This window comes from Streptomyces sp. NPDC048383 (assembly GCF_040651775.1).
Lineage (GTDB): Bacteria > Actinomycetota > Actinomycetes > Streptomycetales > Streptomycetaceae > Streptomyces.
In genome coordinates this window covers 17,343-32,848 of the sequence record NZ_JBEZKS010000015.1, presented here as the reverse complement: position 1 = coordinate 32,848, position 15,506 = coordinate 17,343, and the positions used below count along the sequence as shown (strand labels likewise).

13 protein-coding genes are annotated in these 15,506 nt (G+C 73.9%); 5 read left to right on the top strand and 8 right to left on the bottom strand.

Features of this window, described 5'->3' with window-relative positions:
• Positions 1-42 precede the first annotated feature (42 nt).
• Both AB0D46_RS13255 and AB0D46_RS13250 read left to right on the top strand, forming a co-directional pair.
• Positions 43-2,100 (top strand): TPM domain-containing protein, encoded by a 2,058-nt coding sequence (locus AB0D46_RS13255; protein ID WP_362877513.1) that lies wholly within the window; start codon positions 43-45, stop codon positions 2,098-2,100.
• A 70-nt stretch (positions 2,101-2,170) separates the two neighbouring features.
• Positions 2,171-2,899, top strand: coding sequence for a PspA/IM30 family protein (locus tag AB0D46_RS13250; protein ID WP_362877424.1), 729 nt, complete (start codon positions 2,171-2,173; stop codon positions 2,897-2,899).
• Positions 2,900-2,994: 95 nt separating this feature from the next.
• Here the strand turns inward: AB0D46_RS13250 and AB0D46_RS13245 are convergent, their stop codons facing one another.
• The 7 genes from AB0D46_RS13245 to AB0D46_RS13215 all read right to left on the bottom strand — a co-directional run bounded on the left by AB0D46_RS13245 (position 2,995) and on the right by AB0D46_RS13215 (position 11,482).
• The gene (locus tag AB0D46_RS13245; protein WP_362877512.1) at positions 2,995-5,583 is read right to left on the bottom strand and encodes a SpoIIE family protein phosphatase; all 2,589 of its coding nucleotides are present in this window, start codon (positions 5,581-5,583) and stop codon (positions 2,995-2,997) included.
• Between the two features lie 185 nt (positions 5,584-5,768).
• On the bottom strand, positions 5,769-6,197 hold the full coding sequence (locus tag AB0D46_RS13240; protein ID WP_362877423.1) for an ATP-binding protein: 429 nt from the start codon (positions 6,195-6,197) through the stop codon (positions 5,769-5,771).
• A 154-nt stretch (positions 6,198-6,351) separates the two neighbouring features.
• Complete coding sequence (locus AB0D46_RS13235; RefSeq protein ID WP_362877422.1) at positions 6,352-6,786, bottom strand: (deoxy)nucleoside triphosphate pyrophosphohydrolase; 435 nt, start codon at positions 6,784-6,786, stop codon at positions 6,352-6,354.
• Between the two features lie 40 nt (positions 6,787-6,826).
• Positions 6,827-7,021, bottom strand: coding sequence for an SPOR domain-containing protein (locus AB0D46_RS13230; RefSeq protein WP_362877421.1), 195 nt, complete (start codon positions 7,019-7,021; stop codon positions 6,827-6,829).
• 620 nt (positions 7,022-7,641) lie between these two features.
• Positions 7,642-8,394, bottom strand: a complete 753-nt coding sequence (locus tag AB0D46_RS13225) for a GntR family transcriptional regulator (RefSeq protein WP_362877420.1) — start codon at positions 8,392-8,394, stop codon at positions 7,642-7,644.
• A gap of 208 nt (positions 8,395-8,602) precedes the next feature.
• Entirely contained in the window at positions 8,603-9,760 is a 1,158-nt protein-coding gene (locus tag AB0D46_RS13220; RefSeq protein WP_362877419.1) for a DUF4190 domain-containing protein, read from the bottom strand.
• A gap of 147 nt (positions 9,761-9,907) precedes the next feature.
• Entirely contained in the window at positions 9,908-11,482 is a 1,575-nt protein-coding gene (locus AB0D46_RS13215; RefSeq protein ID WP_362877418.1) for a S8 family serine peptidase, read from the bottom strand.
• 209 nt (positions 11,483-11,691) lie between these two features.
• On the opposite strand from AB0D46_RS13215, the gene AB0D46_RS13210 reads away from it, so the two are divergent.
• From AB0D46_RS13210 to AB0D46_RS13200, 3 genes are all read left to right on the top strand, one after another.
• Positions 11,692-12,804, top strand: coding sequence for a pyridoxal-phosphate dependent enzyme (locus tag AB0D46_RS13210; RefSeq protein ID WP_362877417.1), 1,113 nt, complete (start codon positions 11,692-11,694; stop codon positions 12,802-12,804).
• A 96-nt stretch (positions 12,805-12,900) separates the two neighbouring features.
• Positions 12,901-13,734, top strand: a complete 834-nt coding sequence (locus AB0D46_RS13205) for an isocitrate lyase/phosphoenolpyruvate mutase family protein (protein WP_362877416.1) — start codon at positions 12,901-12,903, stop codon at positions 13,732-13,734.
• Between the two features lie 44 nt (positions 13,735-13,778).
• A complete protein-coding gene (locus tag AB0D46_RS13200) occupies positions 13,779-14,714 on the top strand; it encodes an EamA family transporter (protein WP_362877415.1) in 936 nt (311 codons plus the stop codon).
• A 15-nt stretch (positions 14,715-14,729) separates the two neighbouring features.
• Here the strand turns inward: AB0D46_RS13200 and AB0D46_RS13195 are convergent, their stop codons facing one another.
• The gene (locus AB0D46_RS13195; protein WP_362877414.1) at positions 14,730-15,497 is read right to left on the bottom strand and encodes a trypsin-like peptidase domain-containing protein; all 768 of its coding nucleotides are present in this window, start codon (positions 15,495-15,497) and stop codon (positions 14,730-14,732) included.
• Between the last annotated feature and the right edge of the window lie 9 nt (positions 15,498-15,506).

Sequence of the window (15,506 nt, the reverse complement as noted above, 5' to 3'; positions counted from 1 at the left end):
AGGCGCTCCGCCGCCCGGATATCCCTGCGCACCGGATCGGCCCTGGCCGCCGCGCTGCTGGCGTTCGGCGGGTGGGGGGTGGTCGGGGCGCCCGCGGCCCGCGCCGAGGATCCCGTCACCCTGTCGCGGCAGGGGCAGGTCACCGACCGCGTCGGGGCGCTGGGCGACCGGCTGCCGGCGGTGACGGCGGCGCTCGACCAGTTGTACGCCGACCGTCGGATCCAACTCTTCGTCACCTACGTCAACGACTTCTCCGGGCGCTCCGCGCAGAGCTGGGCGGACGCCACGGCGCAGAAGAACGGGCTGGGGCAGAACGACGTGCTGCTCGCGGTGGCGACCGGGGACCGGCAGTACGCCTATTCGGCCGATACCGAGTCCGGTTTCACGGAGCGGCAGCTGGCGGACGTCGCCCGGACCGCCGTCGAGCCCGCCCTGCGGGAGAACGACTGGGCGGGCGCCGCGATCGGCGCGGCGAACGGTTACGGCGCGGTGCTCGGCGGACTGCCGGTGCCGGTCCCGGCCATCACCCCCGGCGCGGCCGATCCGGGGGGCGGCGCGGGCGGCGGGAGCGGCGCGGGCGACTTCGTCCTGCCGGTCGTCGCGGTCGGCGCGGCCGGCGCGCTCGGCGCGTACGCGTACAGCCGCCGCAAGCGCGGCAGGGCCGGCGGCGGCCGCGGTGCGGCGACCTCGCACGCGGGCTGGGACGGGCAGCGCGCGGAGATGCCGCTGCCGGAGCTGGACGCCCGGGCCAAGGCGCTGCTGGTCGGGACGGACGACGCGGTCCGCACCAGCACGGAGGAACTCGGCTTCGCCGCAGCACAGTTCGGCGACGAGGCCGTCGGCACCTTCACGGAGGCCGTGGCCCACGCGAAGGACGAGCTGACGCACGCCTTCCGGCTGCGCCAACAGCTCGACGACGCCTACCCGGAGGACGACGCGACCCGCCGCCGGATGCTGGACGAGATCGTGGCCCGCTGCACGGAGGCCAACCGTCGGCTCGACGCGGAGTCGGAGGCCTTCGACCGGCTCCGGGACCTGGAGAAGAACGCCCCGGGGGTGGTGGAGACCGTCGAGGCGCACTTGCGGGAGCTGACCGGCCGGACGACGACGGCGGTGGCCACGCTGACGGCGTTGGCCGGACGGTACGCGGACTCCGCGTCGGCCCCGGTGGCCTCCAACCCGGAACAGGCCAAGGACCGGCTGCTGTTCGCGACGACCCATCTCGGGGAGGCCCGGGCCGCGCTCCACGAGGAGCAGAACGGCCGGGCGGCCGTGCACGTACGGGCGGCCGAGGGCGCGGTGGACCAGGCGGCGACCCTGGTGGACGCGGTGGAGCGGCGGGCCCAGGAGCTGGCGGAGGCGGCCGGAAAACTGCCGGGCGCGCTGACCGAGACGGAGTCCGACCTCGCCGACGCCGCCGGGCTGCTGACCGGCACCGCGGAGGGCGTCTCGACGGCGGACCTGCGCGGCCGGATCGGCCGGGCGCAGGCCGTACTGGCGGACGTGCGCCGGGAGCAGGAGGCCGGACGGTACGACCCGATCGACGCGCTGCGGCGCGTGGAGGAGGCCGACGCGGCCCTCGACGGGGCGTTGGCCGGGGCGCGGGAGCAGGAGACGGGCCGGCGCCGCGCGGCGGGCCTGCTGGACCAGGCCCTGCTGTCGGCCCGCAGCGCGATCGGCGCGGCGACGGACTACATCACCACCAGCCGGGGCGCGGTCGCCAGCCAGGCCCGGACCCGGCTCGCGGAGGCGCAGCGGCACCTGGAGCGTTCGGTGTCGCTGGCCGCGACGGACCCGGCGGGCGCGCTGACGGAGGCGCAGCAGGCGGATTCGATGGCCCGGCAGGCGCAGCAACTGGCGGAGCAGGACGTACGGGCGTACCAGAACCCGTACGCCGGTTCCCGCGCCGGCGGCGGACGGGGCGGCGCCGTGCTCGGCGGCATCATCCTCGGCGAGATCCTGCGCGGCGGCGGGGGCTTCGGCGGGGGCGGGTACGGCGGCCGGGGCGGTTTCGGCGGGGGCGGCGGCGGGAGCCGCGGTCCGGGCTCCTTCGGCGGCGGCGGGACGCGCGGCCGGATGGGCGGTGGCGGCCGCTTCTGACCGACCGGCGCGACCGTGGCCATGGCGACCCGGCCACCGGATGTTGACGTTCCCTCACCAGGAGAGACCCATGAGCAAGCAGACCATCCTCGGCCGCGTCACCCAGCTCGCGAAGGCCAACATCAACGCGCTGCTGGACCAGGCGGAGGATCCGCAGAAGATGCTGGACCAGCTGATCCGCGACTACACGAACAACATCTCGGAGGCCGAGCAGGCGGTGGCCACCACCATCGGCAACCTGCGGATGCTGGAGGCGGACCACAAGGAGGACCGGGACGCGGCGGCCGAGTGGGGCGACAAGGCGCTGGCGGCCAGCCGGAAGGCGGACGAGCTGCGGGCGGCGGGGAGCGTCACGGACGCCGACAGGTTCGACAACCTCGCGAAGGTGGCCCTCGGCCGGCAGATGCAGTCGGAGCGGGAGGCGAAGACGGCGGAGCCGACGATCGCCGCCCAGAGCGAGGTCGTCGACAAGCTGAAGTCGGGCCTGGCGTCGATGAAGGACAAGCTGACGGAGCTCCAGGCGAAGCGGGACGAGCTGGTGGCCCGGGCCAGGACCGCGCAGGCGCAGAACACGATGATGGACGCGGTGAAGAACATCGACGTCATGGACCCGACCAGCGACCTGAACCGGTTCGAGGAGAAGGTCCGCCGGGAGGAGGCCATGGCGATGGGCAAGCAGGAGCTGGCGGCGTCCTCCCTGGACGCGCAGTTCGAGTCCCTGGAGGACCTCGGCAGGAGCGCGGAGATCGAGGACCGCCTCGCCGCCCTCAAGGCGGGCCGGCCGGGCCGGGCGGCCTGACCCGGATCCGAACCGACCCCCGGCCCGGGCGGCGGGGGGTGCGACGGGGGTGCGCGGTGGCGCGCCCCCGCGCCCCCCCGCGCCCCCGCGCCCGGCTATCCGTACAGGCCGAGGAGCTGTTCCGCCGTCAGTTCGGTGACGGACTCGCCCGGGCCGCCCGGCATGGGCAGCGGGAGTTCGAACCAGACGGTCTTTCCCCGGTGGGTGCGGCGGGTGCCCCAGCCCGCGGAGAGCAGGCCGACGAGTTGCAGGCCGCGGCCGCCCTCGTCGGTGTCCCGGGCCCGGCGGCGGCGGGGTTGGGCCAGGTTCGCGTCCCACACCTCGCACACCAGGGTCCGGTCCAGCAGCAGTCGGAGCCGGATCTCGCCCTCGCCGTACCGCAGCGCGTTCGTCACCAGCTCACTGACCAGCAGTTCCGTGGTGTCGAGCAGGCCTTCGAGCCCCCAGGCGGGCAGTTTGCCCCGGGCCAGTTCGCGGGCGCGACCGACCGAACGGGCCTCGCGGGGCAGTTGCCAGTCGCCGACCGCGTCCAGGGGCAGTCCCTGGACGCGGGCCATGAGCAGGGCGATGTCGTCCTCCCCGTGCCGGGTGTCGAGGGTGTTCAGTACGTGGTCGCAGACGTCCTCCAGCGGGCGCACCGGGTCCGCGAGGGCTTCGCGCAGTCCGCGCAACCCCTCCTCCAGCGGGTGGTCGCGGGATTCGACCAATCCGTCGGTGTAGAGCGCGAGCAGGGCGCCCTCGGGCAGTTCCACCTCGACCTCCTCGAAGGGCTCGCCGCCCACGCCGAGCGGCATCCCGGTGGGGATCTCCAGGAGCAGCCCGGGGCGGGGGGCGCCGCCCTCCTCGGCCGGTTCGACCAGCACGGGCGGCATGTGGCCCGCGTTGGCGATGGTGCAGCGCCGGGTGACCGGGTCGTAGACGGCGTACACGCAGGTGGCGAGGTACACCTCGGAGCGGTCGGCGTCCCGCGAGTGCAGGGCGGCGCGGGACGCCTGCTGGGAGCCGCCGGGGGCGCCGAGACCGCGCGCGACCTCGTCGAGGGCGGTGAGGACCTCCGCCGGTTCGAGGTCCAGCAGGGCCAGGGTGCGGACGGCGGTCCGCAGCTCGCCCATGGCGACGGCGGCCCGCAGGCCGCGCCCCATCACGTCGCCGACGACGAGCGCCGTGCGGTGTCCGGGCAGCTCGATGACGTCGAACCAGTCCCCGCCGACCTCGGTCGCCGCGTTCCCCGGCAGGTACCGGCAGGCGATGTCGAGGCCGGCGGCCTCCGGGTCGCCGGGGGGCAGCAGGCTGCGTTGCAGTATCAGGGCCCTTTCGTGTTCCCGCCGGTAGAGGCGGGCGTTGTCGATGCAGACGGCCGCCCGCGCGGCCAGTTCGACGGCGACGGCCCGGTCCCGCTCGCCGAAGGGCTCGCTGCCCTTCGTACGGGAGAACTGGGCGAGGCCGACCACCGTGTCGTGGGCCACCATCGGCACGAGCAGCGTGGACTGCACGAGGTCGTCCGATCCCCCGGCGGGGGTGAGCCGGGGCCGCGCCGTGCGCAGGGCGAGCGCCCCGGGCGAGGCGGCCGGATAGCGGTGGATCTCCCCTACGGAGACCAGCGCGCCGGGCCCCGACAGCGGGGCGTCCGACACGGCGGAGGCGAACGCGACCCGCCGCAGCGGCGCGGACGGGGCGCGGCCGGCCCCCTGGCCGGGCAGCGAGGGCACTCCGGGCCCCTGCGGGCGGGCGGGGCGGTCGTCGTCGCCGAGCAGCAGCCCCTGGTACAGGTCGACGGCGGCCAGGTCGCAGAAGCCGGGGACGGTGACGTCGAGCAGTTCCCGGGCGGTGGTCTCCAGGTCGAGGGAGTTCCCGATCCGGTGCCCGGCCTCGTTGAGGAGCGCGAGGTTGCGGCGCACCCCGGCGGCCTCCCGGGCGGCGAGGTGCCGGCGGGTGACGTCGGTGCCGAGGCCGGCGATGCCGATGGGCAGGCCGGTGCCGCCGTGGACCCGGTAGAGGTTGATGGACCAGTGGCGCTTCTCGCGGCTGCCCGGCGCCGCGCCGGTGATCCTCAGGTCGGTGACGGACTGACCGGTCTCCAGGACCCGGCGCAGGGCGTCGGCCATCCGGTCGGCCTCGTGGGCGGGCAGGTAGTCGTGCACGGTCCGGCCGCGGTGTTCCTCCACGGCTCCCCCGAACACCGTCGCGAAGCGGCGGTTGGCGCGCTGCACCGTGAGGTCCGTACCGAAGAGCAGGAACCCGAAAGGAGATTGGCCGAATATCGCCTGCGAAGCCGCGAGATCGGATTCGATCCGCCGCAGCGCGCGCACGTCGACCACGACGCACAGCGCCGCCCGCTCGGCGGCCTCGGTCAGCGTCGGCATCACATAGATCTCGGCCACCCCGTGCGCCCCGTCGCCCTCGGGCAGCCGGAAGGGGACCAGACCGGTCCACTCCTTGCCGTCGAGGATCTCCGCGACCTTGCGGTGCCCGCCGGCCCGCAGCTCCGGGGGCATGAAGGCCTCGACCGGATCGCGCCCGACCGCCTGGGCGGCGGTGAGCCCGAACAGCTCCTCGGCGCGCAGGCTCCATTGGTCGACGAGCCCGTCCGGACCGATCGAGAAAGAAGCGACCTTTATGTAGTCATATATCGAGCCAGGCGGACTGCTGTGCCACAAGGAGTCGTGCCACGTCTCCCTGGGCACTCGGCCCTGATGTGCCTGCGCAGGTATCTCGCTCACGCGACCGTCCCCTCCAGCTCACCGCAACCGGACCGGCCATGACCGAAGTATTCAGCACCACGGCCCCGGACGGCACGGCGTTCACGATCACAAAAAGGTCCCGTTGTTTTCGAGCCATGTCCGGTGATCGTTGGCCACCCTTCACCTTGTTACTCACCAGGAAGAGCCAACTCGAACCACACAGTCTTGCCCGATTTCCCGTGACGGGTTCCCCAGCGCTGCGCCGAGACGGCCACGAGGTGGAGTCCCCGGCCCCCTTCGTCGTCCGGCTGGGCGACCTTCGCGCGGGGCGGATCCGGAAGCGGATCGGAAACTTCCACGAGCAGCGCGTCGCCGCCCGCGAGATCCCCGGCGGCCGGTTTGCGCCGTACCAGACGGACCCCGATGGGGCCGGAGGCGTAGCGCAGGGAGTTCGTCACCAGCTCACTGACCAGCAGGACGGTCACATCGCCGACGGAGTCCAGGCCCCAGGAGCGCAGGGTGCCGCGGACGGCGTGGCGAGCGGTGCGGACGGCACCGGGTTCGGCGGGGAAGGCCCATTCGGCACGTTCACCGTCTGCGTCGATCACGCCGATCACTTCCCGGGCCAGCGGTGACCCCAGTCCGGTTCGTCGGGGACGAAAGGGGGACGAGATAGGGATTAATAGCGACATACCCGATATTCGGGGCGTCGTACCACTCGATCCCCCACGCACCGGCGCACGGTGGCGCAGACGGCCTACCGCGTGAGCTTCACGCGCCCCGGTGCGCCCCGTCGTGCGGCTGCGGGAGCGCGGCGGCGCGCAGCCGGCGCCCGGCCTCGGCGACCGCGGGCCGGTCCTGGTCCAGCCAGTCGACGGAGTCCAGTTCCGCGGGCCCCAGCCAGCGCAGCTCGTCGTGGTCCTCCAGCGGGGCGGGCTCCCCGGACACCAGCCGGGCCGTCCACACGTGCAGCACGAGACCCGGCTTGAGCGGCCACTCCCCCGGAATCCGCTCCAGCGCCTCGGTCTCGACGCCGAGCTCCTCGCGCAGTTCGCGCACCAGCGCCTCGGATACGGATTCGCCGGGCTCGGCCTTGCCCCCGGGCAGCTCCCACCGTCCGGCCAGCTCGGGCGGGGCGCTGCGCCGGGCGGCCAGCAGGCGCCCGTCATGACAAAGGGCTCCGCCCACGACCACGCGTTCAGTCATGGACGGAGCCTATGTCAGTGCCGTCGGGGTTCCGGCGGCCTCAGTTCGTGGTGGCGGTCTGGCTGCCCTGTCCGATCCGCTCGACCCAGTAGAGCTGCTTGTGTCCCCGGTCGTCGAGGCTGTCGACCACCTTCTGGGCCTCGACCCGGGTGGGGTACCGACCCACCCGGTAGCGGTTGCCGTTGTCGTCCTGACGTATGACCAGCCACTGGAGCAGGGCACCGCTGTCGTTCATCGCGCTTCACCCTCCGCCGATGTACCTGCCCAGGAAACCGCATTGCGCATATGCCCGAGCTTACGCCCGACCTTTACTGTGCGGATACGGTTTTTCACGAAGAGGTACCTCGGGGGCGTACGCATCCGGCCAGGCGTACGAATGACATGCGCGCCGGAGCGTCCTCGCAGGTGCGTGGAGGTGGCGGCCCGGCGAACGGGTCGGCCCGGGCCGGGCCGGGCGGTCCGCGGTGCCCGGGGGCTCGTACGCCGTCCCCGAGGCGGAGCGGATGCGCGGGCGGCGCCGTCCGCGACCTCCGCGCCGGAGCGGTTCACGACGTTCGGCCCGGCCGGACCGTTGCTTCCCCCGGTCGCCCGCGCGGTCAACGGACACGACGCGAGCGCCGGTCCGGCGGCGACCCTGGCGGAGGAGGGCCCCGGCACCGCTACCGCCGAGCCCGCCGGGGGCATGGCTCGACACCGCGAAGCCGATCACCATCGCGCCGAAACCCACCGGGTGGACGGCGCCCAGGAAACGCCGATCACGCCGACCGCCAGGGTCGGCACCCCCACCCGGCGCACGCCACCGCGCGCCCCGCCGGGGTCGGGGGCGGCGTTCGCGCGGGGTCGGTTGTCGTGCGGCTACCTCACCGGTAGGTGGTACGCGAGGCGGTAGCGGTCCGCCGGGACGACGACGTCGGCCGTTTCCACCGCCCGCCCGGACGCGAAGTACGTACGGCTGACGACGAGGACCACGTGGCCCGGTACCCCGCCGAGCGACATGATCTCCTCCGCCAGACCGGGTCTCGCGCCGACCTCCTCGACCACGTTGTCGACGACCACGTCGATCGCGGCCATCCGGTCGACCACGCCGGAGCCGCCCAACGGTCCCTCCTCCGGCAGCATCACCGGGGTGCGGCCGGTCACGGCGAGCGGCTCCCAGGAGGTGGAGAGCATCATCGCCTCCCCCGCGTCGCGGAACACGTACCGCGTGCGCATGACCCGGTCGCCCGGTTCGATGCCGAGCCGCTCCGCGATCTCGGCCGGCGCCTGCGCCTGCTCGCTGTTCGACTCCCACGTGCCGCGCGCGCCCGTCTCCGCCTGCTCCTGCCGGAACGGCGTCGACGTCCCGCCCGTGCGGTAGCCGGAACGCGCGACCCGGCGCGGTACGGGTTGCTCGCGGACGTAGGTGCCGGAGCCCGAGCGGCCCTCGACCAGCCCCTCGGCCATGAGGACCTTGCGCGCCTCCAGGGCGACGGTGTCGGAGACCCCGTACTCCTCGCGGATCCGGGCCTGTGAAGGGAGCCGGGCGTGCGGGGGCAGGGACCCATCGACGATCTTCCGTCGCAGATCACCGGCGACGCGAAGATAGGCCGGCTGCTCACCGAAAGTCACTGGCCACTCCCATCAGGTTGACAGACAGCTACACCCTGGCAACCGACGGTTGTACTGCGCAAGCACGGGCCAGAGTTTCACCCGAAGTGATGAAGCCAGGTCACCCAAACCCGTGACCACCCGTTACCCACGAGGCCCCGGACCGATCCGACCGCCGTTGCGCGTACCGACCCCGCGAAGGACCCCGCCCGCCCCGGCGCCCGCACCCTCAGACCGACTCCGCGGAGGGCGCGCCCCCCGCATCCTCGCCCGCGTCACCCGGGTGGTCCTCAAGCCACTCCGGAACCTCGGTCGACAACCCGTAGGCGCCGCGCAACGCCCGCTCCGTGTCGACGGAGACCGCCGCCAGCGCCTGGTCCCACGCGGCCTGGAAATCGGCCGGGCGCGACGCACCCGACGCCTTCTGCCACGCCCGGCGCGCCGCCTCGATCTCCCCCAGCTGCGCGGCTGCCGCCGGACCCGTCCCCGGCCGCCGCGTCACGTCCTGGAGCATCCGGACCTCCGCGCCCAGCGCCTCCTCGACCTCCCGCGCCCACGTCCGGTACCGCGGCAGCGCGTCGGCGACCTCCGCGTCGGGACCGCGCCCCAGCGCCTGGTCCGCCGTGTTCAGCGAACGCAGCAGGGTCACCTGCTCCGGCGTCAGCATCCCCTCGTCCCGGCGCAGGCTGCCCCGGTGCTCCTCCCCCGAGGTGCCGATCACGCAGATCAGGCGCCGGTCGCCCTCCCGCCAGGACTCGCGCGTGGGCGCGAAGTAGAACATCTCCGCGTAGCCGGGCAGGGCCCAGGTGTCCATGGCGTACGCGTCCTGCGCCTTCCAGCACAGGTCCGTGACCGTCTGCTGGAGCTGCTGCGTACCCGGGAAGGAGGCGATGTCGAGCAGGGTCGTGGAGGTCACCTCGGCGTCGTGCACCTGCCCGCAGCCGATGCGGTGGGCGAGCGGGTCCTCGTCGAGGAGGTCGCCGCCGGGGACGTTGAAGCACTCGCCCGCCCGCAGCTCCTCCAGGACGGCCGGCTCGCCCTCGGCCCGCTCGTACGCGGGTGACGGGCCCATCCGGTCGAGGAAGGCCCTCCCGTAGGCGTCGACGCCCACCGCCGCGACGACGGTCATCACCAGCGAGAGGACCAGGCCCACGACGGCCAACGTCCGACCCCGCTCCCCCTTGCGCGCGATCTGCACCAGCGCCACGACCCCGAACACGATCCCGAGCGGCGGGAAGCACAGCAGCCCGACCAGCAGGGAGGCGAGGGCGAACCCGTTGAGCGCCGGCGGGTACGCGTGGGCCGGCGGCCCCCACGCCGGCTGCGGGGGCGGCGGAGGCCAGTGGTGGCCGGGACCGGGGGCCTGCGGCGGGGGCGGGGTGCTCACAGGGTGAGGGGCTCCATCACGGGGGGGCGCGAACGAATGCGCGAAATAGTACGCAGCGGGGGCGACCGGTCATCCGGTCGCCCCCGCGTTCATCGCGCGATCCAGCCTGTTATCGCGCCCCTTGCCACCCGGTCGCCCGGGAGGTCATCAGAACTGCAGCGCCCACGAGTCGATCTTGCCGACGTCGGCGCCCGCCAGGTCGGCGACCCGCAGCTTCCAGACCCCGTTGGCGACCTCGGAGGAGGCGTTCACGGTGAAGGTCTGGATGATGTTGTCCGCGCTGCCGCCGGTGCGGTTGCGCAGGTTGTAGACGGACCCGTCGGGGGCGACCAGGTCGACCTTCAGGTCACCGACGTAGGTGTGCTTGATGTCGACCGGCACGCTCAGCGTGGCCGGGGCGTTGCCGGAGATCCCGCTGACGGTGATCGGCGACTCGACGGTGGCGTTGTCGTTGATCGCGTAGTCGTTGAGGTTCTCGAAGCGGGTGCCCGGGCCGGGCGGGGTGGTCCCCGCGCCGACGTTCAGCAGCCGGTTCGGGGAGCCGGCGCCGGGACCGGTGACCACGTTCGGGGTGGCCGCGGCGACCAGGCCCGCGGAGACCTGAGCCGGGGTACTGGCCGGGTTTTGCGAAAGGTGGATCGCCGCAGCGCCCGCGACGTGCGGGGAGGCCATGGACGTGCCCGAGATGGTGTTCGTCGCGGTGTCCCCGGTGCCCCACGTCGAGGTGATGTTGGAGCCCGGCGCGAAGATGTCCAGGATGCTGCCGTAGTTGGAGAAGCTGGACTTGGCGTCGGTGTTGGTGGTGGAACCGACGGTGATGGCCTCGCCGACGCGCGCCGGGGACTTGGTGCTCGCGTCCGTCGACTCGTTGCCGGCCGCGACCGCGTACGTGATGCCGGCGGCTATGGAGTTGCGTACGGCCGTGTCGAGCGCGGAGTCCGCGCCGCCGCCGAGCGACATGTTGGCGACGGCCGGCTTGACGGCGTTGCGCGTCACCCAGTCGATGCCCGCGACGACCTGGGCCGTGGTGCCCGAGCCCTGGTTGTTGAGCACGCGGACCCCGACGATCTTGGCCTTCTTGGCCACGCCGTGCGCCGTGCCGCCGACGGTGCCCGCCACGTGGGTGCCGTGGCCGTGGCCGTCCTGGGCGGTGTTGTCGTTGTCGATCGCGTCGTAGCCGTAGGAGGCGCGCCCGCCGAAGTCCTGGTGGGTGATCCGGACGCCGGTGTCGATGATGTAGGCGGTGACGCCCTCGCCGGCCTTGTCCGGGTAGGTGTAGCTGTTGTCCAGCGGGAGCGCTCGCTGGTCGATGCGGTCCAGACCCCAGGACGGCGGGTTGGGCTGGGTGGCGTCGACGGTGAAGAGGCGGTTCTGCACGACCGACTTCACGGCGGGGTCGGCGGCGAGCTTTCTGGCCTGCGCCTCGGAGACCTCGACGGAGTAGCCGTTGAGGGCGGCGCTGTAGGTCCGGTCGATCTTCGCGCCGTACCGCTTGGCGACGACCTTGCCGCTCTCGGCGGTGGAGCGGGCGGCGGAGTCGTTCAGGGTCACGATGTAGCTGCCGGAGATCGCTCCCTCGACACCTGCGTTCTCGATGACGCCCAGTGCGCCGCGGTCGGCCGCCGAGGCGGGGAGGGCGGCGGCCGCGCCGAGAGCGAGGGCCACGACGGCGGTCGCGCTGATGCCGGCGATCTTCCGGCGGGTGTGACGCATCACGGACATGTGAGGGGTCCTCCTCATAGGTGGTGCGCTGCGGGGGGTGTGCGACGGCGCACGAAGACCCTGAAAGGCATGTCCATGACAATGAACAGCGCCCAACAGGCCGTCGCTTCCGAAAGGTTGACCCACCTGTGCGCCATCCCACAAGAGGACAACGGACGCGTAACATCCGTGCCATACAACGGCCATGATTGAGCAAAGGCGTTCCGCACATGACGCACGCACTCCCTGGTTATCTCTGCCCCGAGGACGGCACCCGCGCGGACGTGCGGACCGCCCCGTGGTGCTGCCCGGTCTGCGGTGGCCCGTGGGACCTCGACTTCGCACCGGATCCGGCCATCGCCCTGGAGCCGGCCGCCGGCCCGCATTCCCTGTGGCGTTTCGCGGCCGCGCTGCCGCTGCCGGGGGCGTTCTCGGTATCCCTGTCCGAGGGGCACACCCCGCTGGTGCCGCTGGCGGAACGCGTTCACGCCAAACTCGACTTCCTGATGCCGACCCTGTCCTTCAAGGACCGCGGCGCCGTGATGCTCGCGGAACTGGCCCGCCGGCTGGCGCCCGAGCGGGTCGTCGCGGACAGCAGCGGCAACGCCGGCACCTCCGTCGCGGCCTACTGCGCGCGGGCCGGCCTCAGTTGTGAAGTTTTCGTGCCCGAGGGCACCTCGCAGAAGAAGACCGAGCAGATGCGGGCCCACGGCGCGACCGTACGGATCGTGCCGGGCGGCCGCGAGGCCACCGCACTGGCCGCCCGGGCCGCCGCGGACGCCCCCGGGGTCTTCTACGCGAGCCACGTCTTCAACCCCTACTTCCTCCAGGGCACGAAGACGTACGTGTACGAGATCTGGGAGGCCATGGCGGGCCGGCTGCCCGAGGTCCTGGTCGTCCCGGTCGGCAACGGCACCCTGCTGCTCGGCGCCGCGCTGGCGGTGGAGGAGCTGGCCCGGCGCGGGGTGCGGCCCCCCGCCCTTATGGCGGTGCAGGCGACGGCGGTCGCCCCGCTGGCCACGGCGTTCGCCGCGGGGGCGGAGGACGCCGATCCGGTGCCCCAACTGCCGACCCTGGCCGAGGGGATCGCCATTCCGGCGCCGCCGCGGGCCCGGCAGATCCTGGCGGCCGTACGGAAGTCCGGCGGCACGTTCCTGACCGTCCCGGACGACCGGCTGCGCGAGGCCCAGCGCGACCTGGCCGGCCGCGGCCTCTTCGTCGAGCCGACGGCGGCGGCCTGCTGGGCGGCGGTCCGCCCCGGGGCCCCCGACGACCCCCTCCGGGGCCGCACCGCGGTGATCCCGCTGTGCGGCGCGGGGGCGAAGACGGGCCTGGCGACGTAGTCGACCCCGCGGCCGTCGGGTCGGCGCGGCCCGGCGAGGTGACACGGTGTCGGGAATTCGCCGGCCCGGGCGGGGCCGCTCTGGTGGACTGCGTCCATGACCGACACCCGTGACCCCGCCTCCCGTGACCTCGCCTCCCGCGCCGCCGCCTTCGCCGCGCTGCACACCCCCGCCGCCCCGCTCGCCCTCGCCAACGCCTGGGACGTCGCCAGTGCCCGCGTCGTCGAGGCCGCCGGGTCCCGCGCCGTCGCCACCACCAGCGCGGGCGTGGCCTGGTCCCTCGGGTCGCCCGACGGGGACGCCCTGGCCCGCGAGCGGGCCCTCGACCTGATCGCCCGCGTCGCCGGCGCCGTCTCCGTACCCGTCACCGCGGACATCGAGGGCGGCTTCGGCGCCGACCCCGCCGGGGTCGGGGAGACCGTGACCGGGGTGCTGGCCGCCGGCGCCGTCGGCGTCAACATCGAGGACGGCGACCGCGCTCCCGCCGACCACGCGGAGCGCCTGGCCGCGGCCCGCGCCGCCGCCGAGGCCTTCGGGGTCCCGCTCTTCATCAACGCCCGCGTCGACACCTACCTGCGCGGCCTCGGCGCACCGGAGACCCGGCTCGACGAGACCCTGGCCCGCGCCGCCGCCTACCTCGACGCCGGCGCCTCGGGGATCTTCGTGCCCGGCGTGGTCGACCCGGACACCCTCGCCGAGCTGGCCAAGGGCATCGGGGCCCCGCTCAACGTCCTCGTCGGGCCGGCCGCGCCGTCCGTCGCCGCGTTGGGCGCCCTCGGGGTGGCCCGGGTCAGCCTCGGGTCCTGGGTCGCGGAGGCCGCGTACGCCGTGGTCCGTCGCGCGACCGAGGAACTGCTCGCCGGCGGCACGTACGGCTCGCTCGCCGACTCGCTCCCCTACGGCGAGCTGAACGGCCTGCTCAAGGGCTGAGATACCCGGAAGCCCCGACGGGCCGACGAACCTAGGATCCCGGCATGCGCACCTCAGCCCCGACCGTGAGCGGCCCGGCCGCACCCCCGACCGGCAGGATCACCGGCGCGGTCTGGACCGCCCTCGCCCTGGTGTACGTCGTCTGGGGGTCGACCTACCTCGGCATCCGGATCGTCGTCGAGACGATGCCGCCGTTCCTCTCCGCGGGCGTCCGCTTCATCATCGCCGGCCTGCTGCTGGCCGGCATCGTCGCCCGGCGGTTCGGGCCGGCGGCGCTCAAGGCCACGGGCGCGCAGCTGCGTTCGTCGGTGCTGGTCGGGCTGCTGCTGATCCTGGGCGGCAACGGCCTGGTGGTGCTCGCCGAGCGGGACGTGCCGTCCGGACTGGCCGCGCTGCTGGTGGCGAGCGTGCCGATGTGGGTGGTCGTGCTGCGGGCGGGCACCGGGGACCGGCCGCCGGTGCGGACGCTGCTCGGGGTGCTGGTCGGTCTCGCCGGGCTGGCGGTGCTGACCGGTCCGGGGCTTAGCGGCGAGGTCCGGCTGTCGGGGGTGCTGCTGGTGGTGGCCGCGTCGGTGCTGTGGTCGCTGGGCTCGTTCTCGGCGTCGAAGTTGCCGCTGCCGGGCAACCCGTTCACGGGCAGCGCCTACCAGATGCTCGCGGGCGGGACGGGCGCAATCGTCGTCGGCCTGCTGCGCGGCGAGCAACGCGGCCTGGACCTCGGCGCGTTCTCCACGGCGTCCTGGGTGGCCCTGGCCTACCTGGTGCTGATCGGGTCGGTGGTCGGCTTCACCGCGTACGCGTGGCTGCTGCGGGCGGCGCCGCTGTCGCTGGTGTCGACGTACGCGTACGTCAACCCGGTCGTGGCCGTGGCGCTGGGGGCGCTGATCCTCGACGAGGCGCTGACCTGGCCGATCCTGCTCGGCGGCGGGATCGTGGTGGCGGCGGTCGGCGTGATCGTCAGCACGGAGCGCGGGAAGTAGCGGGAGGGGGGCGCGTCAGCCGCCGGCCGCCCGCTCGTAGAGGGCCTTGGCGCGCTCGTCGTAGAGCGCGGCGGTGGAGTCCACGTCGGTGTCGCCGCCGCTCAGCACCCCGATCAGCCGGCCGGGGCTGCCCGTGCCGCCGCGGTCGGCGATCCAGGGGCTGCCGCTGGTACCCGTCCAGAATCCCGAGCAGCTGATGTACAGCATGTCGGGGTCCTCGTCGTCGTGGCGGGTCCGGGTGGTGCAGGAGACCGGCTTGTTCTGCGGGTTGTGCTCGGACTCCGGGTAGCCGATCACGGTCACCTCGCGCTCGTAGCCGGAGGTCCAGTCGGGTCGGGGGGCCTCGCCGGCGCCGACGCGCTGTTGGAGGCTGCGTCCGTCCTCGTCCGGCTCGACGCTGAGGAAGGCGAAGTCGGCGGTGTCGTCGCCCCACTTCGTCCAGCGTTCGTCCACGTGGATCGAGCGGACCTTCCACACGCCGAGCGGCTGGGTGCCCGCGCCCTCCCCGGAGAAGGCGGGGGCGAAGGCGAGCTCGCCGATGGCGAGACCGTCGTGCGCGACCTCGCCCGGGCTGCCGTCCTCGCCCGCCGGGGCCACGCAGTGCGCGGCGGTGGCGACGACGTTGCCCCGGGGGCTGTCGACGACGCTCGCGGTGCACCAGTGCTCCCCGCCCGCCATGAGCACGCCCACGGTGGGGAACGGGTGCACCGACCGGTCCTCGGACGCCTTGAGGAGGACGACGGCGGCCACCGCCGCGATCCCCGCGACGGCGGCGGCCGACACGCTCCGCAC

Coding starts and splice junctions, on each gene's coding strand:
- AB0D46_RS13250 (WP_362877424.1), top strand. CDS start 2,171: ATGAGCAAGCAGACCATCCTCGGCCGCGTCACCCAGCTCGCGAAGGCC.
- AB0D46_RS13210 (WP_362877417.1), top strand. CDS start 11,692: ATGACGCACGCACTCCCTGGTTATCTCTGCCCCGAGGACGGCACCCGC.
- AB0D46_RS13235 (WP_362877422.1), bottom strand. CDS start 6,786: ATGACTGAACGCGTGGTCGTGGGCGGAGCCCTTTGTCATGACGGGCGC.
- AB0D46_RS13230 (WP_362877421.1), bottom strand. CDS start 7,021: ATGAACGACAGCGGTGCCCTGCTCCAGTGGCTGGTCATACGTCAGGAC.
- AB0D46_RS13215 (WP_362877418.1), bottom strand. CDS start 11,482: ATGTCCGTGATGCGTCACACCCGCCGGAAGATCGCCGGCATCAGCGCG.
- AB0D46_RS13205 (WP_362877416.1), top strand. CDS start 12,901: ATGACCGACACCCGTGACCCCGCCTCCCGTGACCTCGCCTCCCGCGCC.
- AB0D46_RS13200 (WP_362877415.1), top strand. CDS start 13,779: ATGCGCACCTCAGCCCCGACCGTGAGCGGCCCGGCCGCACCCCCGACC.